The sequence below is a fragment of the Wolbachia endosymbiont of Drosophila pseudotakahashii genome, from assembly GCF_026015925.1.
Taxonomy (GTDB): Bacteria; Pseudomonadota; Alphaproteobacteria; order Rickettsiales; family Anaplasmataceae; genus Wolbachia; species Wolbachia pipientis.
In genome coordinates this window covers 1187372-1205000 of the sequence record NZ_CP110359.1, presented here as the reverse complement: position 1 = coordinate 1205000, position 17629 = coordinate 1187372, and the positions used below count along the sequence as shown (strand labels likewise).

General features: G+C 35.0%; 20 protein-coding genes and 2 tRNA genes (1 of these 22 only partly in view). 13 read left to right on the top strand and 9 right to left on the bottom strand.

Annotated features, from left to right (window positions below; translation table 11 throughout):
* Positions 1-290 carry the end of a hypothetical protein gene (locus ONI09_RS06295; RefSeq protein ID WP_265013984.1) on the top strand. Its footprint begins 325 nt before the window's first position, so the window shows 290 of its 615 coding nt (coding positions 326-615); the start codon falls outside the window, past its left edge; it ends in the stop codon at positions 288-290.
* Positions 291-1243: 953 nt separating this feature from the next.
* Here the strand turns inward: ONI09_RS06295 and ONI09_RS06290 are convergent.
* From ONI09_RS06290 to ONI09_RS06280, 3 genes are all read right to left on the bottom strand, one after another.
* Positions 1244-2095 carry a ParB/RepB/Spo0J family partition protein gene (locus ONI09_RS06290; RefSeq protein WP_182321205.1) on the bottom strand — a complete coding sequence of 284 codons (852 nt, stop codon included), beginning with the start codon at positions 2093-2095 and terminating at the stop codon, positions 1244-1246.
* A complete protein-coding gene (locus tag ONI09_RS06285; protein ID WP_265013983.1) occupies positions 2092-2934 on the bottom strand; it encodes a ParA family protein in 843 nt (280 codons plus the stop codon). The genes ONI09_RS06290 and ONI09_RS06285 overlap by 4 nt, the downstream gene beginning before the upstream one ends.
* Before the next feature lie 90 nt (positions 2935-3024).
* Entirely contained in the window at positions 3025-5508 is a 2484-nt protein-coding gene (locus tag ONI09_RS06280; protein ID WP_265013982.1) for an ATP-binding protein, read from the bottom strand.
* Between the two features lie 160 nt (positions 5509-5668).
* On the opposite strand from ONI09_RS06280, the gene hemF reads away from it, so the two are divergent.
* The 9 genes from hemF to sucD all read left to right on the top strand — a co-directional run bounded on the left by hemF (position 5669) and on the right by sucD (position 11328).
* Positions 5669-6493 (top strand): oxygen-dependent coproporphyrinogen oxidase, encoded by an 825-nt coding sequence (hemF, locus tag ONI09_RS06275; protein ID WP_264707465.1) that lies wholly within the window; start codon positions 5669-5671, stop codon positions 6491-6493.
* 81 nt (positions 6494-6574) lie between these two features.
* Positions 6575-7297: a hypothetical protein gene (locus tag ONI09_RS06270; RefSeq protein ID WP_264707464.1), complete on the top strand. Its 723-nt coding sequence runs from the start codon at positions 6575-6577 to the stop codon at positions 7295-7297.
* Between the two features lie 50 nt (positions 7298-7347).
* Positions 7348-7710: a hypothetical protein gene (locus tag ONI09_RS06265; protein ID WP_223823129.1), complete on the top strand. Its 363-nt coding sequence runs from the start codon at positions 7348-7350 to the stop codon at positions 7708-7710.
* Between the two features lie 68 nt (positions 7711-7778).
* Positions 7779-7850 (top strand) — tRNA-Glu (locus ONI09_RS06260).
* A 28-nt stretch (positions 7851-7878) separates the two neighbouring features.
* Complete coding sequence (locus tag ONI09_RS06255) at positions 7879-8568, top strand: 16S rRNA (uracil(1498)-N(3))-methyltransferase (RefSeq protein WP_265013981.1); 690 nt, start codon at positions 7879-7881, stop codon at positions 8566-8568.
* Positions 8569-8786: 218 nt separating this feature from the next.
* Positions 8787-8860 (top strand) — tRNA-Pro (locus ONI09_RS06250).
* Positions 8861-9059: 199 nt separating this feature from the next.
* On the top strand, positions 9060-9260 hold the full coding sequence (rpsU, locus tag ONI09_RS06245; protein WP_006279819.1) for a 30S ribosomal protein S21: 201 nt from the start codon (positions 9060-9062) through the stop codon (positions 9258-9260).
* A gap of 37 nt (positions 9261-9297) precedes the next feature.
* Positions 9298-10449 carry an ADP-forming succinate--CoA ligase subunit beta gene (gene sucC, locus ONI09_RS06240; RefSeq protein ID WP_265013980.1) on the top strand — a complete coding sequence of 384 codons (1152 nt, stop codon included), beginning with the start codon at positions 9298-9300 and terminating at the stop codon, positions 10447-10449.
* 3 nt (positions 10450-10452) lie between these two features.
* On the top strand, positions 10453-11328 hold the full coding sequence (gene sucD / locus ONI09_RS06235; protein ID WP_006279821.1) for a succinate--CoA ligase subunit alpha: 876 nt from the start codon (positions 10453-10455) through the stop codon (positions 11326-11328).
* An 8-nt stretch (positions 11329-11336) separates the two neighbouring features.
* On the opposite strand, the gene dapF is transcribed toward sucD, so the two are convergent.
* Entirely contained in the window at positions 11337-12125 is a 789-nt protein-coding gene (gene dapF, locus ONI09_RS06230) for a diaminopimelate epimerase (RefSeq protein ID WP_265014446.1), read from the bottom strand.
* Positions 12106-12693: a nitroreductase family protein gene (locus ONI09_RS06225; protein WP_265014445.1), complete on the bottom strand. Its 588-nt coding sequence runs from the start codon at positions 12691-12693 to the stop codon at positions 12106-12108. Before ONI09_RS06225 ends, dapF begins: the two co-directional genes overlap by 20 nt.
* Positions 12694-12778: 85 nt before the next feature.
* Here ONI09_RS06225 and ONI09_RS06220 point away from each other — a divergent pair, with 85 nt between their 5' ends.
* The 3 genes from ONI09_RS06220 to ONI09_RS06210 all read left to right on the top strand — a co-directional run bounded on the left by ONI09_RS06220 (position 12779) and on the right by ONI09_RS06210 (position 14736).
* On the top strand, positions 12779-13306 hold the full coding sequence (locus ONI09_RS06220) for a biotin transporter BioY (RefSeq protein ID WP_006279824.1): 528 nt from the start codon (positions 12779-12781) through the stop codon (positions 13304-13306).
* The gene (locus ONI09_RS06215) at positions 13303-13692 is read left to right on the top strand and encodes a DUF1284 domain-containing protein (RefSeq protein ID WP_320109946.1); all 390 of its coding nucleotides are present in this window, start codon (positions 13303-13305) and stop codon (positions 13690-13692) included. Before ONI09_RS06220 ends, ONI09_RS06215 begins: the two co-directional genes overlap by 4 nt.
* A 168-nt stretch (positions 13693-13860) precedes the next feature.
* A complete protein-coding gene (locus tag ONI09_RS06210) occupies positions 13861-14736 on the top strand; it encodes a tetratricopeptide repeat protein (RefSeq protein ID WP_265013978.1) in 876 nt (291 codons plus the stop codon).
* Positions 14737-14959: 223 nt separating this feature from the next.
* Here ONI09_RS06210 and ONI09_RS06205 read toward each other — a convergent pair whose 3' ends face one another.
* The 4 genes from ONI09_RS06205 to ONI09_RS06190 all read right to left on the bottom strand — a co-directional run bounded on the left by ONI09_RS06205 (position 14960) and on the right by ONI09_RS06190 (position 17575).
* Positions 14960-15916 (bottom strand): IS5 family transposase, encoded by a 957-nt coding sequence (locus ONI09_RS06205; protein WP_265013977.1) that lies wholly within the window; start codon positions 15914-15916, stop codon positions 14960-14962.
* Positions 15917-16144: 228 nt separating this feature from the next.
* Positions 16145-16279, bottom strand: a complete 135-nt coding sequence (locus ONI09_RS06200) for a hypothetical protein (protein ID WP_265013976.1) — start codon at positions 16277-16279, stop codon at positions 16145-16147.
* Between the two features lie 22 nt (positions 16280-16301).
* A complete protein-coding gene (locus ONI09_RS06195) occupies positions 16302-17033 on the bottom strand; it encodes a ComF family protein (RefSeq protein ID WP_151807656.1) in 732 nt (243 codons plus the stop codon).
* Between the two features lie 227 nt (positions 17034-17260).
* Positions 17261-17575 carry a hypothetical protein gene (locus tag ONI09_RS06190; RefSeq protein WP_265013975.1) on the bottom strand — a complete coding sequence of 105 codons (315 nt, stop codon included), beginning with the start codon at positions 17573-17575 and terminating at the stop codon, positions 17261-17263.
* Positions 17576-17629: the final 54 nt, after the last annotated feature.

Sequence of the window (17629 nt, the reverse complement as noted above, 5' to 3'; positions counted from 1 at the left end):
TGGCAGATGATAAAGATGCTCCTGATGTTTTTCGTGAGTTAGCACAATATTTAGAAGTAATGAGCTTACTTCACTCCAACGGTGAAAAAATAAATAAAGACAAAATTGATAATTTAGAATCAAGCACAGTATACCCTTATTCAAGCCAAGAAGCCATCGCTATAGTAAAGATACACAATAACGACGTTAAGGGTGCAACTGAAATATTGCGTTCCCTATTAAATGATAGAAAATGCCCTATCCTAATCAAAGCTAATGCACAAGAATTACTCAGGATATATGGGAGTTAACTCATTAGACTTTTTACATAGCTTTTGGCAGCGCATTGGATGAAACGAAAAACTTCCTTGACAAGCCTCACCAGCGCCCTTATCATGATAGTGAAGCTATTGTATTTGCTTTCGCCAATCTGCAGATTAAAAGGTAAGGATTACTTAATGTATCGGCGTCTTATGTTCAATTTTTTGCAGTATATAGATACTGTATGTCTTTACAAAACTTCATCTACATCTAGGTTTTTATCTAAATAAGCTGAACGCGCTTATAAAGCGTTACAAGACATCAAAAAATGCCAATACTCGACAGAGATAGTAAAAGACTAGCTAACTCGGGGATTCTTTGTCTTTTTTTCTGCTTAGTAAATTTCTTAAACATTTGCAGCGTAAGTTAGTTGCAATTAAAAGCGGCTGAATCTCGCTTGTCAAGCGTTTAAAACATAAAAAACGCCAATATTTTAAAGCGGATAATAACCCCAGGGCTTCTTTTGCCTTTTTTTTCATTTGGTAAATTTCTTAATATTTATGGCTAAACGATAATCGTCATCCCGCAGCGGGATCTAGAGATACCGCGGATGAATCGCGGTATGACGTGTTGAAACAATCCGATAAGCGTAAACCTCGTCATCCCGCTGCTTGTTAGCGGGATCTAGAGATACCGCGAATGAATCGCGGTATGAGGGACTGCTGTTATTCCAGTGCTCCTTTTTTTGTCATCCGAGTAGCTGACACTGGGATCTATTTTGCATGTAACTCCAATTGTGTTTTGGCATAAAACGCGACGCGTATTAGACTTATTTGCAAGTAAAGCTTGCTAGATCCCAGTGTCAAGCACTGGGATGACAGGGGAGGGAGGCTACTTGCATGACACCGAAGGGGCTACTGCCCTCTTGGATGAAAACCAGTGTCAGCTACTTTCATGACACCAACAGTTGATATTGGTTTGTTGCTTTACTGGCAGCTACTAGCTATGCCTCAAGTTTCCTATTCAAAACTTTCAATATTAGATCCAATTCATTTGAATTATTATACCGTATCATAACTTTACCCTTAGAATTGTTGTCATTAATTTTGATCTTTAAACCAAGTTGAGAAGATATAGCGCCTTCTATTACCGTCATATCTTGATTTCTAGTATATTTCTGCTCTTTTTGGTTGTTGCCTTGATGCAAATCTTTTATCAATTTTTCAGTTTGTCTAACGCTTAAGCCTTGAGAAACTATTCTTTCTGCAATACCTTCAGCATTTTCAACATTAATCAACGCTCTTGCATGACCCATAGATAGTTTTTTTTCGTTGATCATTGTTTTCACCCTACAGGGAAGTGACAACATCCGAATCATATTGGTTATGTGGCTGCGGCTTTTGCCTATAGCTGAAGCTAATTCCTCATGTGTATAGAAAAACTCATCTATCAGTTTCTTATACGCTTCACCTTCTTCTATTGGATTAATATCTTGTCTTTGTATGTTTTCAATTATGGATACTTCCAAGCATTCCTTGTCGCTCAGATCTTTTATGATAACCGGTGCACTATTAAGATTTGCAATCTTGCTTGCTCGCCAACGACGTTCCCCGGCTATTATTTCATAACCGTCATCATTTGAATCTTTGCGTACCACGATAGGCTGTATAATGCCACTTTTCTTTATCGAATTTGCAAGTTCTCTTAATGACTCCTCGTCAAAATGTTTCCTCGGTTGAAATTTGCTTGGGTGCAGTAATGAAATAGGCAAATGCTCTTGTCGATCTTCTTTATTATCATAATTATCGCCTATGAGGCCGGCAAGACCTCTGCCGAGGCGTCTATCATCCTTCATACTACGCCCTCGCTTACTAGTTTCTTCTCCTTACAACTGCTCGCGTGCTTTTGTAAAATTTCCCTTGCCAAACTTATATATGCTTGTGCACCAGGACACTTAAGATCATACACAATAGCAGGTTTTCCATGAGAAGGCGCTTCTGATAACCGTACGTTACGTGGAATAACAGTCTCATACAATGGGATGATAGTTTTGTATACTTTATCATTTAAATACTGGCAAATATCGTTTTTAATCTGTTCACTGAGTTTGTTACGCCTGTCATACATTGTTAACACTATCCCTTCTATTGCCAAAAAAGGGTTTAGGTTATGCCTTTTTATCAGCTCTACAGTTTTAACTAAATGGCTTAATCCTTCCAGAGCAAAAAATTCACACTGAAGAGGGACAATAATAGAATTAGCAGCAGTCAAAGCATTTATGGTTAGAAGCCCAAGTGATGGAGGGCAATCGATGATTATATACTCATAATTATCGCGTATCTTCTCTAATGCGCTTTTTAGCACAAATTTTCCTCGCTCAAGTTGCGATAATTCAATTTCTGCAGCTGATAAATCAACTACTGACGAAATTAGTGATAAATTTGGAATTTCCTTTATATTGAAAATTGCCGATTCTATCAATTTATTTTCGCTGCTTAGTAGTATTTTGTATATATTTTTTTCTTCCCTACTACGATAAGAAATCCCGAGCCCGGTGCTAGCATTTCCTTGAGGATCAAGATCTACCAATAAAGTGCTTTTTCCCACAGCAGCAAGGGCTGTCGATAAATTTATACTAGTTGTGGTTTTGCCAACTCCACCCTTTTGATTTACTATTGCAATAATCTTGCTCACGCCTTTTATCTTATGTATAAAATAATTCTATTGTATATATGCAAGAAACTTTTGCATTAGAAAATTTTTTTGTTGTTAACCACACTAAAATTAGACTGTCTTTTTTGCTTTGTGTAACACACTTTGAACCTTGTTTCCTAATTCATTCAGAGTGAATGGTTTTGGCAAAAAGTGAAAATCTTCTATATTGATGTCATCACTCTTTAAAAAAGCATCTTCTGCATACCCAAAAATAAAAATAACGTTGATATTTGGCCTATGGATCAATGCTTCTTTAACTATTTCTGGGCCGCTCACCTCTGGCATGATTACATCAGTGATTATAAGATCTATGTGTTGACTTTTTTTACTGATTATTTCTAGCGCCTCGCTGCCTATGCTTGCTTCTATTACATCAAATCCTTTCCTTTTTAGTGCTTTAGCAATGAATTCCCTTACTGAATCTTCATCTTCAATCAATAAAATTATACCATTACCTTTAATTTCACTTACTACCGGTCTTTCTATTTCTTCACTATCTTCCTCTCTCAGATTTTCATCTGATATGTAAACCATGGGCAAAAATATGCTAAATTTAGTTCCATGATTTACTTTGCTAGCAACATAGATGTATCCTTCAGTTTGTTTAATAATGCCATATACAGTAGAGAGGCCAAGACCTGTACCAGAGGTAATATCTTTGGTAGAAAAAAATGGGTCAAATACCTTTCCAATTGTATCACTTGTCATTCCACATCCAGTATCAATTACTTCAATCACAACATAATTTCCATGTTCGATCGTTTCCTTGTCTGGAGAAAACATATCCTGAGATGTAGAATTTAATGAGTCAATCTTTTGATTAAAGGTTCGTACAGTTAATTCCCCGCCCTTTTCCATAGCAGCACTAGCATTGACTGCTAAGTTAAGTATAACTTGCTCTAATTGCCCTTGATCAGCCCTAACAGCACCCAAGTCTCTACCATAATAAATGTTAAATTTTATATTTTCACCTATTAATCTTTTTATCATTTCATAAAGATTAGCTATAGTTCTATTTACATCAATAATTTTTGGCTGCAAGGTCTGTCTTCTTGAAAAAGCAAGCAATTGTCTTACTAAATTTGATCCACGCTTTGCATTTTGCTGTATCTGTATTATATCTCCAAAAGATGGATCACCAGCTGAATGCTGGAGTAAAAGCAAATCGCAAAATCCTATTATCCCAGTCAATATATTGTTGAAATCATGCGCAATACCACCTGCTAACTGCCCTATAGCTTGCATCTTTTGATAATGCTCAAGCTTTATCTCTAGGTTTTTGTGTTCAGTATTGTCAATAAAATAACAAAGTATGAAGATCATTTTATTATGAAGAAACTTATTGAAATATATTTTTATGTTATTACCGCCGTTGAGCTGTAGATCAAAAGACGCATTATTTATTCTATTACTCGAAAAATATTCACGTATTTTCACATGATAACTATCCAATATCAACGTAAAGATTGAATTATTATCTGACCCTGCAAGCTTTATTAGTGCCGTATTTTTCTTTACAAAGTTGCCGGTTATGTCACATTGTGCAATAGCAATTGATGAATTTGCAAAACAAGGGTGTAATTGATAATCAACAATATTTGATTCGGTTGGTGTTATAAAGCCATATATATAGCTATGGTTGTATTTATCACAAAATATAGCAGTGCTCATATAAGCCTTGAATGGAATACCACTTATAGTAAAAAACAAAATTTCATTATCGGTTGTTGTATTGTTATATTTAGATTGAGATATAAAATCACTGATTGAGCTACCTTTTTCCAGTTTTTTTAGTTCAAATATGTCTAAAAATCTTTTATTTACAGATAAAATCACCCCTTTGGCATTTGCAATGTAAGTTCCTATGCTGTGTTTTTCTATTAACTCTTCATATATCTGCTCCTTGTTTATCTGTGTTGCTTTTAATACAAAATACCCATCTGGCCTTGCTATTGGCACTAATGATAAATTTAAAATCTTATTACTATTTATAGCAATTTGGGGATTATCTGGTATCGGCTCAAAGAGCAAAAGAAAGTTAGATACTCTATTCTTCTTGTTTAAGGAAATGCATACCTGTACAGAAGAGTTATTTTTTAGTGCATGATAGAGTACTTTTTTGTCTGCTTCTGAAACATCTCCTATTTCAAGAATCTTGCCTAACGTAATGTCATTATCTATTATATGATCTTTAAACCTTTCGTAGAACCTTGCATCAGCATAAATAACACCCTCATCTTTATGTAAAATAAGGCAAAATTCTGTATTATGATTTAGTGCATTTGCAAATGTTGCATTTTGAAATTCTATAGTATTAAGCAGGTATCTGTAGCGTTTTACATTATATATCATAAAGAGAGTTGTTAGAATGCTAACTAATAAATTAATCTCTATATTAATATGCTGACTATATATATCAAAAAAGTAGAGTATCGATATTGCTACTGAAGGTAAGAGCATAATAACTGCCATCACAACAATTGACATTCCATAATTTCTTAGTATGAAGTCAACCCTGTTCTCTTTTTTGTTATCTATGTATCTTTTATTCATTATTGTTACTTGGCATTGTTGTACATACGAAAATGTTCTATTATATTGATTTAATTATTATAGATTTATTAACGTCTTTGATAGATAATTACCATCCAAATCTAATTAAGTTCCTTAAGTATCAGATATAACAATGTTAATAAGCTAGCAAGAGGATATTATGGAAAAACAAAAAACACAAGCACTTAAATGGTTCTGTGCACTAAGAGATAAGATCATAGAATCTTTCTTATCAATTGAAAAACAATCATCCGCAGAACCAAAGATCGAAAAGAGAAAGTGGGATCGCCCAGGTGGTGGAGGTGGTGAATCTACAATTATTTTTGGTAATGTTTTTGAAAAAGTTGGAGTAAACGTTTCAAAAGTACACGGAAAATTTGCAGATTCAGCCATTAATGAGATTCCTGGTGCAAGTGAAAGTAACGGAGAGTTTTGGGCAAGCGGTATATCTTTAGTGTCTCATATGCAATCGCCCCTTATCCCTGCAGCACATATGAACACAAGGCTGATATATACTTCAAAACAATGGTTTGGTGGAGGAATGGATTTTACGCCAATATATAAAAATGAAGAAGATTGCAAGTATATCCATGAATCAATCAAAATGACATGTGATAGATTTGACACCGGATATTATCCAAAATTTAAAGAGCAATGTGACAATTATTTTTTCTTACAACACAGAAAAGAGCCACGTGGTATTGGTGGCATTTTCTATGATAATCTGAGTTCTGGCAACTGGGAAAACGATTTTGAGTTCACAAAAGCAGTAGGTGAAGCCTTTTTGGAAATTTATTCGCACGTCATACGTAAACATATGCAAAAATCTTGGACAAAAGAACAACGAGAAAATCAATTAATAAAACGTGGCAGATATGTAGAATTCAATCTGTTATACGATCGTGGCACAAGGTTTGGTTTAATGACTGACGGCAATCCAGATGCAATTATGATGTCAATGCCACCACTTGTTAAGTGGTTATAGAGAGCTGCTATTAGTAGAAAATAAATCATCATAGTTTAAAATTGTACCATGGTAGTGAGCTTTTATATAGGGGGTATAATCGTGGGCATAATAGATAATTTTTTAATTAAATCTGTCAAAAACAATGACATAAAAGGTGTTAAACTGACTCTAATTCTCTATGATGCATTAAATAGTTTTAGAAAATTCTTTTCAAAGACTATGTCTTTCAAGAATACAGGATCATTTGATATAAATAATAATCAAGCTTTAAATCAGGCTTTAGGACATGCTACAGATCACAAAATAATGGAATTGCTGATTAATCGTGGAGCTGATATCCACTCAATAGATGAGAATGGAAAGAATGTTATAATTCGTGTTATTGAGAGTTTAGCAGAATCAAAAAATCTAAAATTGGATAGTGAGAAAAACTTACCAGCAGAGATAATTCTTCACCCCACAGTTTCCTTTTTACTAGGAAAAGGCGCAGAGTATTATTCTACAGATGATTTGAATATTGAAGCTATACAACAAAAACCTCCTAGAACTTTTGAGTATAAGTCAAAGAATACTAGCTATGATGCTTTGCCTTCAAAAGAGCCCATTTACGCTGAGGTGTATGACACTAAAGTTAGTAATTCATTAGGGGAGAATGGTTATTTGAGTGTATCAGAAGAATCTATTTATGCTGAAATATATGATTCACATAAAAAATCCACTGAAAATTTATCATTGGAAGATAGTGGTTATTTGAGTATATCAGAAGAACCTATTTATTGCACTATAGATGATCTTTCAGAACAAAAAAGCCTACTAGCCTAAAACAGAAAGAGCCAGAACAGTCGTCAGAACCTATTTATGCTAGGGTAGATTTGTCCAAGAAAAGAGCAGAAAGAAAAGCAAAAGACATAAAAGCTAATTCTGGAACTTGCCATGGGTTAGTGCAAGATAAAGTGAATGATTGGCAAGTGAAGCTAAATGAGCTAAGTGCTAATAAGTCGATAAGTCAGCAACAGACTAATGATCAAAAAATTAAGACCAAGGCTGGCTTTAGTGTAGAAGAAATAAGGCAGAAATATGAGCGTAGAGATTCTGGCTACGATTCTGGCTATGATTCCGATACAAAAGTTGAACAACAATTAGAATTAGCTCCTAAATCTGAGATAGGTTCAGTGAGTATTGAGCATGGAGTAATAGGAGGCTGTCGATATAAGATTACTGATATATCCCTCTAACTATGTGATTCAAAATAATTGAATTGACTTTATATATGTAATCGATATAACCTAGTTAGATTCAAGTTGACTCTTTCGTCTAGTGGTTAGGACACCACCCTTTCACGGTGGTAACACGGGTTCAAATCCCGTAAGAGTCACTCAAGTAGAATATAATTAAAGTTTTGAATGGGAAAAATTAGGCTCTATGTTGAAGAAGCTTTATCAAAAGGCGTGAGTTTAGCACTTAATCCACAACAAAGTCACTATATTTGCAATGTAATGCGGCTTAAGAAGTATGATAATCTCTCTCTTTTTAATGGAAAAGATGGAGAATGGTTGTTAGGAGAAGTAGTTAATATATCGCGTAAATTGACAGAAGTTACACCCAAAGAATGCACTAAACAACAGCAATATGAGGAAAATTTATACCTGTATTGTGCCATGGTAAAAAGTGCTGCTTTGAATAACATGGTAAGACAGGCAACTGAAATGGGAGTAATCTGCATTCAATTTATTTCAACAGAACGTACAGTGGTAAAAAATATTAACCTAAGTAGAGCAAAATTACAAGCAATCGAAGCAGCGGAACAATCAGGTAGGATAAGTATACCAGAGATTTTGCCTCCTATTAACTTTTGTGAGTTACCTGATTCCCAAAGTAAAAATTTTGTTTTGTGTGATGAAACAGGTAAAGCTGACAAAGTGCTGAAAGGCAAAAAAAATGTTGCTATTATTGTTGGTCCTGAAGGTGGTTTTTCATCTTATGAACTTGATCTTGCCGATAAGTTTTGTCAAAAATTGAGTCTAGGAAAAAGAATTTTAAGGGTCGATACTGCTGTAGTTGCTGCACTCACTTTCACCAATTGGTGTAGCTAGATTTTTAAATATGGCTAAGGTTTGGGTCATAAAGAAATCTGGTTCAGTGTTGCGCGCACAAAAACCCTGTAGACTTTCTACGAAGCAGTCTGTTGTTAAAGAGGAGCTAATAAAAAACATATTCTAAGATAATATTAAATCTCATATTATATTTTTTCTAAAGTAAACAAATGAATCTTGCATTTTGCCTGAGTTATTGATACTCTGAGTAAAGAAGTCGGGGCGTAGCGCAGCCTGGTAGCGCATTTGGTTTGGGACCAAAGGGTCGGGAGTTCAAATCTCTCCGCCCCGATGTTAGTATAATTGTAAGAACGCTGTAACATAAGAGCAATCTCCATCAGTAAGCAAGTAGCTGACACTGGAATGACATTATTTACCATGTAAATTATGGCATATTACATTTTAACGCTCAAGTTTATAAAATAATTGACAATGTTAATTTTCTAATTTATAAATAGATTTTGAAATGATTACCGAAGGAGGTATAGAGTTTGATAGAAGTATCAGTCCATTATGGTGATGTAGACAGAGCTCTTCCAGTATTGAAAAAAACAATTCAAAAGGAAGGAAGAGGGTTGAAAATGAAAAAACAATATCATGAAAAAAAATCAGAAAAAAGAGCTAAAAAGAAAGCTGAAGCTAAAAAAAAGAGGTACCAACAAGAGTGCAGAAGGCAACGTTATGGTTGGTAGTTTGTACTCAAGTTAATAGTTTATCATTGGTTATTTTATGAATATTCACGAATATCAAGCGAAAGAAGTTTTGCATAAATTTAATGTCCCAGTGCCAAAAGGTTTTGTTGCTACATCTGCAGAAGAAGTAAAGACTCAAGTAAGTCAATTAAAATCTGACGTGTTTGTAGTTAAAGCTCAAATTCATGCAGGTGGTAGGGGTAAAGCCGGTGGCGTAAAGCTAGCAAAGTCAGTTGAAGAAGCTCAACAGTTTGTAAAGGACATGATTGGTATGACTTTAGTTACTCATCAAACAGGGCCAAGCGGGCAGCAAGCAAGAAAAGTGTACGTTGAAGAAGGCTCAAGCATTAAGAAAGAGTATTATTTAAGCCTGGTAATCGACCCGAAGCTCAGTAGGCCAATATTCATATTTTCCTCAGAAGGTGGAATGGACATCGAAGAAGTGGCAAAAAATTCTCCTGCAAAAATTGTGAAATTTGATATTGATCCTGCTACAAGTTTTGATAGCAGCAAGTTAAGCAGCAGTTTTCATTTGAGTCCAGAACAAATAGAGAAGATATCGAACATTGCAAAAAAAATATATGATGCGTTTATTGCAACTGATGCGAGCCAAATTGAAATTAATCCACTGGTTGAAACAAATTCTGGAGATTTTATTGCGCTCGATGCAAAAATTAATTTCGATGATAATGCTTTATATCGTCACCCAGAAATTATGGAACTTCGTGATTATGATGAGGAAGTGAAAGAAGAGATAGAGGCTTCAAAGTATGGGCTCAGTTACATCAAAATGGATGGCAGTATTGGTTGCATGGTAAATGGTGCAGGTCTTGCTATGGCAACAATGGATATAATAAAATACTACGGAGCAGAGCCTGCTAACTTTTTGGATGTTGGTGGTGGAGCGAGTAAAGAAACTGTAACTGAAGCATTTAAAATCATATTGTCTGATAGCAACGTAAAAGGAATTCTGGTTAACATATTTGGTGGTATAATGCGTTGCGATATTATCGCAAGTGGAATTGTTGCGGCTGCAAAAGAAATGAGCATTAAAGTTCCTCTAGTGGTTAGATTATCAGGTACTAATTTTGAAGAAGGAAAAAAAATTTTAGAAGAGTCAGGATTAAATATTATTGCTGCAGATGAGCTAGATGAGGCTGCGCAAAAGATAGTAAAAGAGGTAAAATAAAGCATGTCCGTTTTAGTAAACAAAGATACAAGATTAATATGCCAGGGTTTTACTGGTGCACAAGGCACATTTCATTCAGAGCAAGCAATTGATTACGGAACGAAAATGGTGGGAGGTGTAACTCCTGGAAAGGGTGGGAGCACTCACCTTAATTTACCGGTTTTTAATACTGTAGCAGAAGCCAAAGAAAAAACTGGTGCAAATGCTACAGTTATATATGTACCTGCTAAATTTGCTGCTGCTGCAATACTTGAAGCAATAGATGCAAAAATAGAATTGATAATTTGTATTACAGAGGGCATTCCTATACTTGATATGGTGAAAGTTAAGCGTGCGCTTATCGGCTCAAAAAGTCGATTGATTGGTCCCAACTGCCCGGGAATTATTACACCTGAAGAATGCAAAATAGGAATTATGCCTGGCCATATCCATAAGCGTGGACACATAGGAATTATGTCTCGCTCCGGAACTTTAACTTACGAGGCAGTAGCACAAACAACCGCTGTTGGTCTTGGTCAATCCACATGTATCGGAATTGGGGGAGATCCAGTTCATGGTATGACATTTGTTGACTGTATGGAGCTCTTTTTAAAAGATGACGATACTCATGGTATTGTAGTTATTGGTGAAATAGGTGGAAACGAAGAAGAAGATGTATCACATTTTGTAAAAACAGAAAAAACTAAAAAGCCAATCGTTGGTTTTGTAGCAGGCCAAACGGCACCTCCAGGAAGACGTATGGGACACGCTGGAGCAATCATCTCTTCCAGCGGTGGAAGCGCTGGTGCAAAACTAGAAGTTATGCGGAGCGCTGGAATTGCAATTGCTGAAACCCCTGCAGTAATTGGTAAGAAGGTATTGGAAGTAATGCATCACTAGAATTAGGATCACAAAAACCCTATATCACCGGTCATGAATACGTTATTTGCCCATTCGATTAATAACTTGCCTCCTGGTAAATTTACTGAAGTCTGTTGGGCAACCAGATATCCACGTAGTGTGGATGCAACAAGTGCTGCACAGGCTGCACTACCGCATGATGCAGTAATGCCTGTACCTCTTTCCCAAACTCTTGAAGCTATTTCTCCAGACTTTTCAATTTGTGCAATACTAACATTAATTTTCCGAGGAAATAATGCGTGATTTTCTAGCTTTGGTCCTAAATTTCGCAATGGTATTTCACTTATGTTATCAACAAAAAAAACTATGTGAGGATTGCCAATATTTACTGCAACAGGATCTTTTAGCATTTCAAGCTCTATAGGTAAGTGAAGAGTGTCACACTCAGTAGACAAGGGAATTTCATGCCATTTTAGCAAAGGTTTACCCATGTTAACCTTTATGGATTTATCACCCACTTTAAAACACTCTAAAATGCGTTTGCTTGTTAGCTCAATAATGGAGTATTCAGCACCTTTTTCTGACATTATCAAATATCCAACACAGCGTGCTGCGTTTCCGCACATTTCAGCTCGACTGCCATCAGCATTATAGATATGCATAAAACAGTCTGCAGCATTAGACATTGTTATAATTATCACTTGATCACAACTGCTTTGATCAGCAATTTGTCTATGGTTCCAGTCTAAATTGTTTGTTAAACGTGAGTCTATGATAACGAAATTGTTACCAGTGCCGTGCATTTTGATAAAATTTTCAGAATTTTGGCCACTCATCATAAAAAAATATTTCTTCTATTGGTCTTCTTTTCTTCTTACTTGTTTCAGCACCCTCTTCTTCGTAACCAACCGCTATCACTGACATTACGTTAAAGTCATTGGGTATATTGAACTCTTTCACTATTTTATCTCTATCAAATCCACCCATTTGATGGGCCATTAAGTTCATAATTGCAGCTTGTAACATAAGTCCATAATTTGCTGCACCAGTATCATGATTAGCCCAAAGATTTTCTCCTTTACCTTGTTTACGGAAGTTTTTAGCACTTAAAGATATGATTAACACTTGTGCATCTTTTGCCCATTTTTGATTAGATTCATCAAGGCAATTTAGCAGCTTTTCCCATGCGCTTTGATTGTTCTGTTTGTTGCATATTACGTATCTCCAGGGTTCATCACCAAAACATGAGGGAGTCAGCCTTACAGCTTCCATTAAAATATCCATGTCTTCCTGAGATATTGCTCTTGTAGGATCGTATGAACGTCCGCTGTGTCTTGCTTTCATCAACGATAATAGATCTTGTTTACTCATCATTTTTAATTTAATAGTGCATAAATAATTCATTGTAGCACAATATAAGCAAAATTTAAATTGCAAAACCTCTCATACACATATATTACATTTAATAAGTTATTTTTATTGGGAAGGTATGTTTATAACACAATCTAGCAGCAGATCAACACTGGCTGAAATATTGTCTTGCGTTTTACTTTTATTCTTGATGGCTCAAATAAGTATACCATTGCAGCCTGTGCCTATCACATTGCAAACTTTAGGAGTAATGCTTATTGGGCTTAAATTTAACCGCAGAACAGCATTCTATTCTGTGCTTACATATCTATCACTTGGTGCAGCAGGATTGCCTGTTCTTGCGAATTTTTCTGGTGGTTATCACGCTCTTCTTGGACCAACCGGTGGATATTTAATTGGCTGTTTAGCTGCTGTTATGGTAATGAGCAAAGTAAATGAATTACTGAACTCTAAATATAAATCATTTGTGTGTAATTCTTTAAGTTGTCTGGCTGGTACAGTTGTAATCTTTATTTGTGGTGTTAGTTGGCTTGCTGTTTACTTGGGTCTGGGACAAGCAATAATGGTGGGTGTTTTACCATTTATCCTTCCTGGTTTGGTAAAAATTTTTCTACTTGTAGCAGCTTTGCAATATTTGAAAAAATGATAAAATTCCGCCCTCATCATTTCATGTGCGCCCTCGCGTTTCGGGGATATGGGTATTCTCAGGGTTTTGTAGAAAATTATAAAAGGATAGCAAGTAAAGTAATTAGTACTCAAATCGAAGTAGTTGGTAACCTTGATAATATCTGTAGTGCTTGTCCAAATCAGACTAAACAAGGTAAATGCACCACACAAGCTAAAGTTTTAGAGCTAGATAGAAGGCATATGGAAATTTTAGGAATTAAAATTGGCGAGACTTTAACTTGGAATGAGGCAGTAAAAAAGATTAGGGAGAAAATGTCTTTAAAGAAATTCGAGTACGCATGTGAGGGGTGCAACTGGCAGCCATATGGAATATGTAAAAATGCCCTTTTAAATCTACAAAGGTAGTTGACAAAATGTTAAGATAAATTGAAGCATTTTTGTGGAAATAAAGCGAAATATGGAAGACAAAAGATAAATGCATTCTGAAAAGCTACACAGCATGTTCGTCCCGCTAATTAATAATATCTTTATTATTGTATGAGATAGGTAATTTAGCATTTATGAATTTGTAATGTGTTACGCATAGCTCAAAGAAATAAGGTTTACTGGTTACACGCTGCAGCCAATGCCACAACACTAGGACCTATGTTTATCTGCATGTTAATTTGCGTTGTGATTTTATGGAGGTCTTCTGTTACCTATGCTAGTGAAAATTTGGAGATACAAAAGGCCTTCGATAGTGTTGTCAAGCATATAAAAGCTGATAAAAAATATAAAGATCTTGATGTTATTGAGAGAAAAAGTGACAAATTTAATATCAAAATTTCGCAGAATTCTGGCAAGAGTTTTGACATATACTCTACTTTAAAAAAAGCAAAAGATTCCTTCGAATCAGGAGATAATGAAGCAGCTATTTCTCTCCTTAATCAGATTATCGCAAAGTTTCCTTATCATAAAAATGCTTTAATTGGATTGGGAAATATTTATTACACTAATAAAGAATACAAAAAAGCTGTAGAGATTTACACAAGACTGTTAAAAGAACACCCTAGTAACCCTTACATATTAAAAAATTTTCTGACGATAATCTCACAATATGATCCTGATCTGGCGTTGAGTGAAATGTTAAAATTGTATGATATACATAAAAATTATGCTCCTTTATTAGCAAATTTAGGTCTGATCTATATGAAAAAGGAGGATTATGTAAAAGGTAAAGAGTATATGATAACTGCTATTTCCCTCGATGAAAACAATATTTTTTATACTTATAATTTAGCTGTTATTCTAGATAAACTTTCAGATTTTCAAAATGCTACAATATTCTACTTAAAGTTGTTAAACATGGCTACAACTTCGAAAGATGTGAGTGAAAAAATACCTTTATACAAAGTGACAGCAAGACTAAAATTTATAAAACTTCACAGCACGCACCCAAAGATTTCATAAAAGCTTATAGCTTACCTAAAGCTAATTTATCGTATCTGTTCAAGGGAGTGGCTAATGTGCAAATATTGAAGCAAAGTGTGTGACACACAGCTGTACGAACATTTGTTTGCAAAGGTAATTTGCACAACAAATGCATAACTGTACAAACATTGTGATTTTGGCCCATCAGATCCCAGTGGGCTTTGTTGCATCACACTTTATGAGATGGTGATTTATGGTAAATTCATGTAACTATCTCAAATTTAGCCATACCAATATCAGTGAATTTATTAAGCAAATAGCATTTGATTAGCAGTTCTTTTTCTCGATTTATCTCAGATTTATTCCTAAAACTAAATCCGAATATTTGCTTTAATCTTGAGAAAAACCCTTCAATATAAGATCTTTTCCCATAATTTACTTCTTTTTTCCATTCTTTCATGCCATCTTCACCGTATAATTTTATTAACCTAATAGCAGCATTCCTGTCAGACATATAATCTATTTCTGGATGTTCTGCCGCATTGTTTATTGGTGGAATTTTTGTCTTTATATCATATTTGTTACACAACTTATAAAACTTGTGCCTATCACATGCTCTATCTGCATATAGTGCTTTTATGGCATGCTGAAAATCAACTTCTTTTAGCAAATCACAAGCTCCATAGTGATCAGAGTAGACACCATTACTGTATTTTACAGCTATGGCTTTTTTGTTGTTTATATTCAACATTACGTGCAATTTTCTCGTTTGCTCATAGCCACGATATTTTCTGTCAGTGCTATTTTCCTTGCTGTGACCAGGAGTGTTGTTGTATATACTAATTCCTGTACTGTCTATAGCAATTTCGATATCTTCCATATTATTTTTATCAATTCTGCAATCATTTATCTTAATATTAAGTTTCTTAAACCTTCTTGATGCTTGTGAATAGCTGATAACTGCCAAATCTCTTCCTATTTGTTGCAAGTACCCTTTTATAAACCCGACTGTTTGTCTTAAACCAATTCTAAAGAAACTGACGATTATATGCACCAAAATCACAACTTTATCACTATAAATATAGTTGCCGCCCTGCATTTTTGGACAATTCTCGTACCAATTTTCTACGGCGTCATTGATATAACAAAAAATGCTTCCTCTTTCTTGGAGAAATTTGTTATATTCATGGCAGTTACTGACTCTCATTTTTTGTGGCATATTTTTTCTTCAACAGTTAAATGGCTATTTATAATGAATTTTGTCAGTAACTGCCAGTTCTTTTCACTTGAGCGATGCAACAAAGCCCACTGGGATCCAGGAAAAAAAGAGCATAGATCCAGTGGATGCCAGGAATTGGTGTCATGAAAGTAGCTGATGCTAGAATTTAGCTTTTTATGCAGCCTTATCAATTTAGTATAAGATCAGCTATTTTTCATACTCAACAAATCAGTTTACAAGCAAACTTTCCTGGATCCCAGTGTCAAGCACTGGGATGACACCCTCCTTGGCAAACAATGTTCGTACAGCTATGTGCGTGACGCTGGCGCTGGAATCTAGAAAAAAATAGATCCAAGTAGTCAAGCTACTTGGATGATACTGACTGCTAATTTTTTATGCAAGAGGTCCAATCATTCACCGTTCTTGCAAGTGATAGCACTCTCACTTCTTTTGCACCGGAGTTTAAAATTTCCTGAGAGCAAGATCTTACAGTTGCTCCGGTTGTTACCACATCGTCAACTAATATCACGATTTTATTTTCGATAATTTCTTTGTTGCTTATACTAAAAGCCTTCTTTAAATTTTTTTCACGCTGTTTAAGTGAAAGACCAGCTTGAGGCGCAGTATGGCGAAGGCGTTTTATTGCAAATGGCGTATAGGATAAATTAGACAACTTACTCAATTCTTTTGCAAGCAGTGCTGCTTGATTATATTTACGTTTAAACAAGCGCATTTTATGTAACGGTATAGGAATTATGATCTCTGCGTTCTGAAATGTATCCTGATTAGCTTGGTGTATCCACTTTGCATAGATTTTTACGTAATTCAAATTATCAAAAAATTTGAAATTTATAATCATGTTTCTACTATGTTGATCATAAGCAAAAACTGATCTTAATACTTTAAACGGTGGAGGATTGATGATGCACTTACCACACGTATAAATATTGTCTGAGATTACTACGCCACAAACATTGCAGTAATGCTTAGTTAGAAAATTGATTTTTTTGTTGCATTCACTACACAGATTAAGATTTTCATCAATGATACATTCGCAACTTACGCATACGCTTGGAAATATGAGATTTGTAGCTTTTTTTAGTAAGAGAAGGTTCACAACTCATTAAATATATTATAAAATAATTTATATAGTATAGCTAAAGTAACTTAAGCTTACACTCTTTCACTTTTTATTTCATTTCAATATAGTTCAAACTGAGCCACTGCTGAGTGCTGTAGCTAGTGCAAGTCAGGTTTTCCTACGTCATACCACCGCGGTATCTCTAGATCCCGCTAACAAGCAGCGGGATGACGAATTTGTCGTTTATCAAATCGTCGGTAAACCTAAGTCACTTTAGTTATAGTATCAAACATAAAGGTTGCAATATTATGTTGGCTGCTAAAATAGCACCAAGTGCACACAATGAATACACTTTCTCTGCCCTGTGACCCACGTTTATCATTATCTTGATAATACTTGTTATAATTGTCTTTACTCTCAACTCCACAAATTACATCTTTCACAGGTCCTAGCACATTATCAATGTAACGTACAGATTTATAGAAACTATTTTCTGGAACTAGTGTGTTATCTTCTGCTTTCTTAGCAGGTACAACTCCATATTCAACGTACCTTCTAAAGTATCGATATACTGACATTACCCTCTCCAAATCATAAATATGCAACATAGTCAATAATGATTAAGAAATAGT

Bases quoted from the DNA above. Each gene is read 5' to 3' on its own strand.
- ONI09_RS06290 (WP_182321205.1), bottom strand. From the start codon at position 2,095: ATGAAGGATGATAGACGCCTCGGCAGAGGTCTTGCCGGCCTCATAGGC.
- ONI09_RS06280 (WP_265013982.1), bottom strand. From the start codon at position 5,508: ATGAATAAAAGATACATAGATAACAAAAAAGAGAACAGGGTTGACTTC.
- hemF (WP_264707465.1), top strand. From the start codon at position 5,669: ATGGAAAAACAAAAAACACAAGCACTTAAATGGTTCTGTGCACTAAGA.
- ONI09_RS06255 (WP_265013981.1), top strand. From the start codon at position 7,879: ATGGGAAAAATTAGGCTCTATGTTGAAGAAGCTTTATCAAAAGGCGTG.
- sucC (WP_265013980.1), top strand. From the start codon at position 9,298: ATGAATATTCACGAATATCAAGCGAAAGAAGTTTTGCATAAATTTAAT.
- sucD (WP_006279821.1), top strand. From the start codon at position 10,453: ATGTCCGTTTTAGTAAACAAAGATACAAGATTAATATGCCAGGGTTTT.
- dapF (WP_265014446.1), bottom strand. From the start codon at position 12,125: ATGAGTGGCCAAAATTCTGAAAATTTTATCAAAATGCACGGCACTGGT.
- ONI09_RS06225 (WP_265014445.1), bottom strand. From the start codon at position 12,693: ATGAATTATTTATGCACTATTAAATTAAAAATGATGAGTAAACAAGAT.
- ONI09_RS06220 (WP_006279824.1), top strand. From the start codon at position 12,779: ATGTTTATAACACAATCTAGCAGCAGATCAACACTGGCTGAAATATTG.
- ONI09_RS06215 (WP_320109946.1), top strand. From the start codon at position 13,303: ATGATAAAATTCCGCCCTCATCATTTCATGTGCGCCCTCGCGTTTCGG.
- ONI09_RS06205 (WP_265013977.1), bottom strand. From the start codon at position 15,916: ATGCCACAAAAAATGAGAGTCAGTAACTGCCATGAATATAACAAATTT.
- ONI09_RS06190 (WP_265013975.1), bottom strand. From the start codon at position 17,575: ATGTCAGTATATCGATACTTTAGAAGGTACGTTGAATATGGAGTTGTA.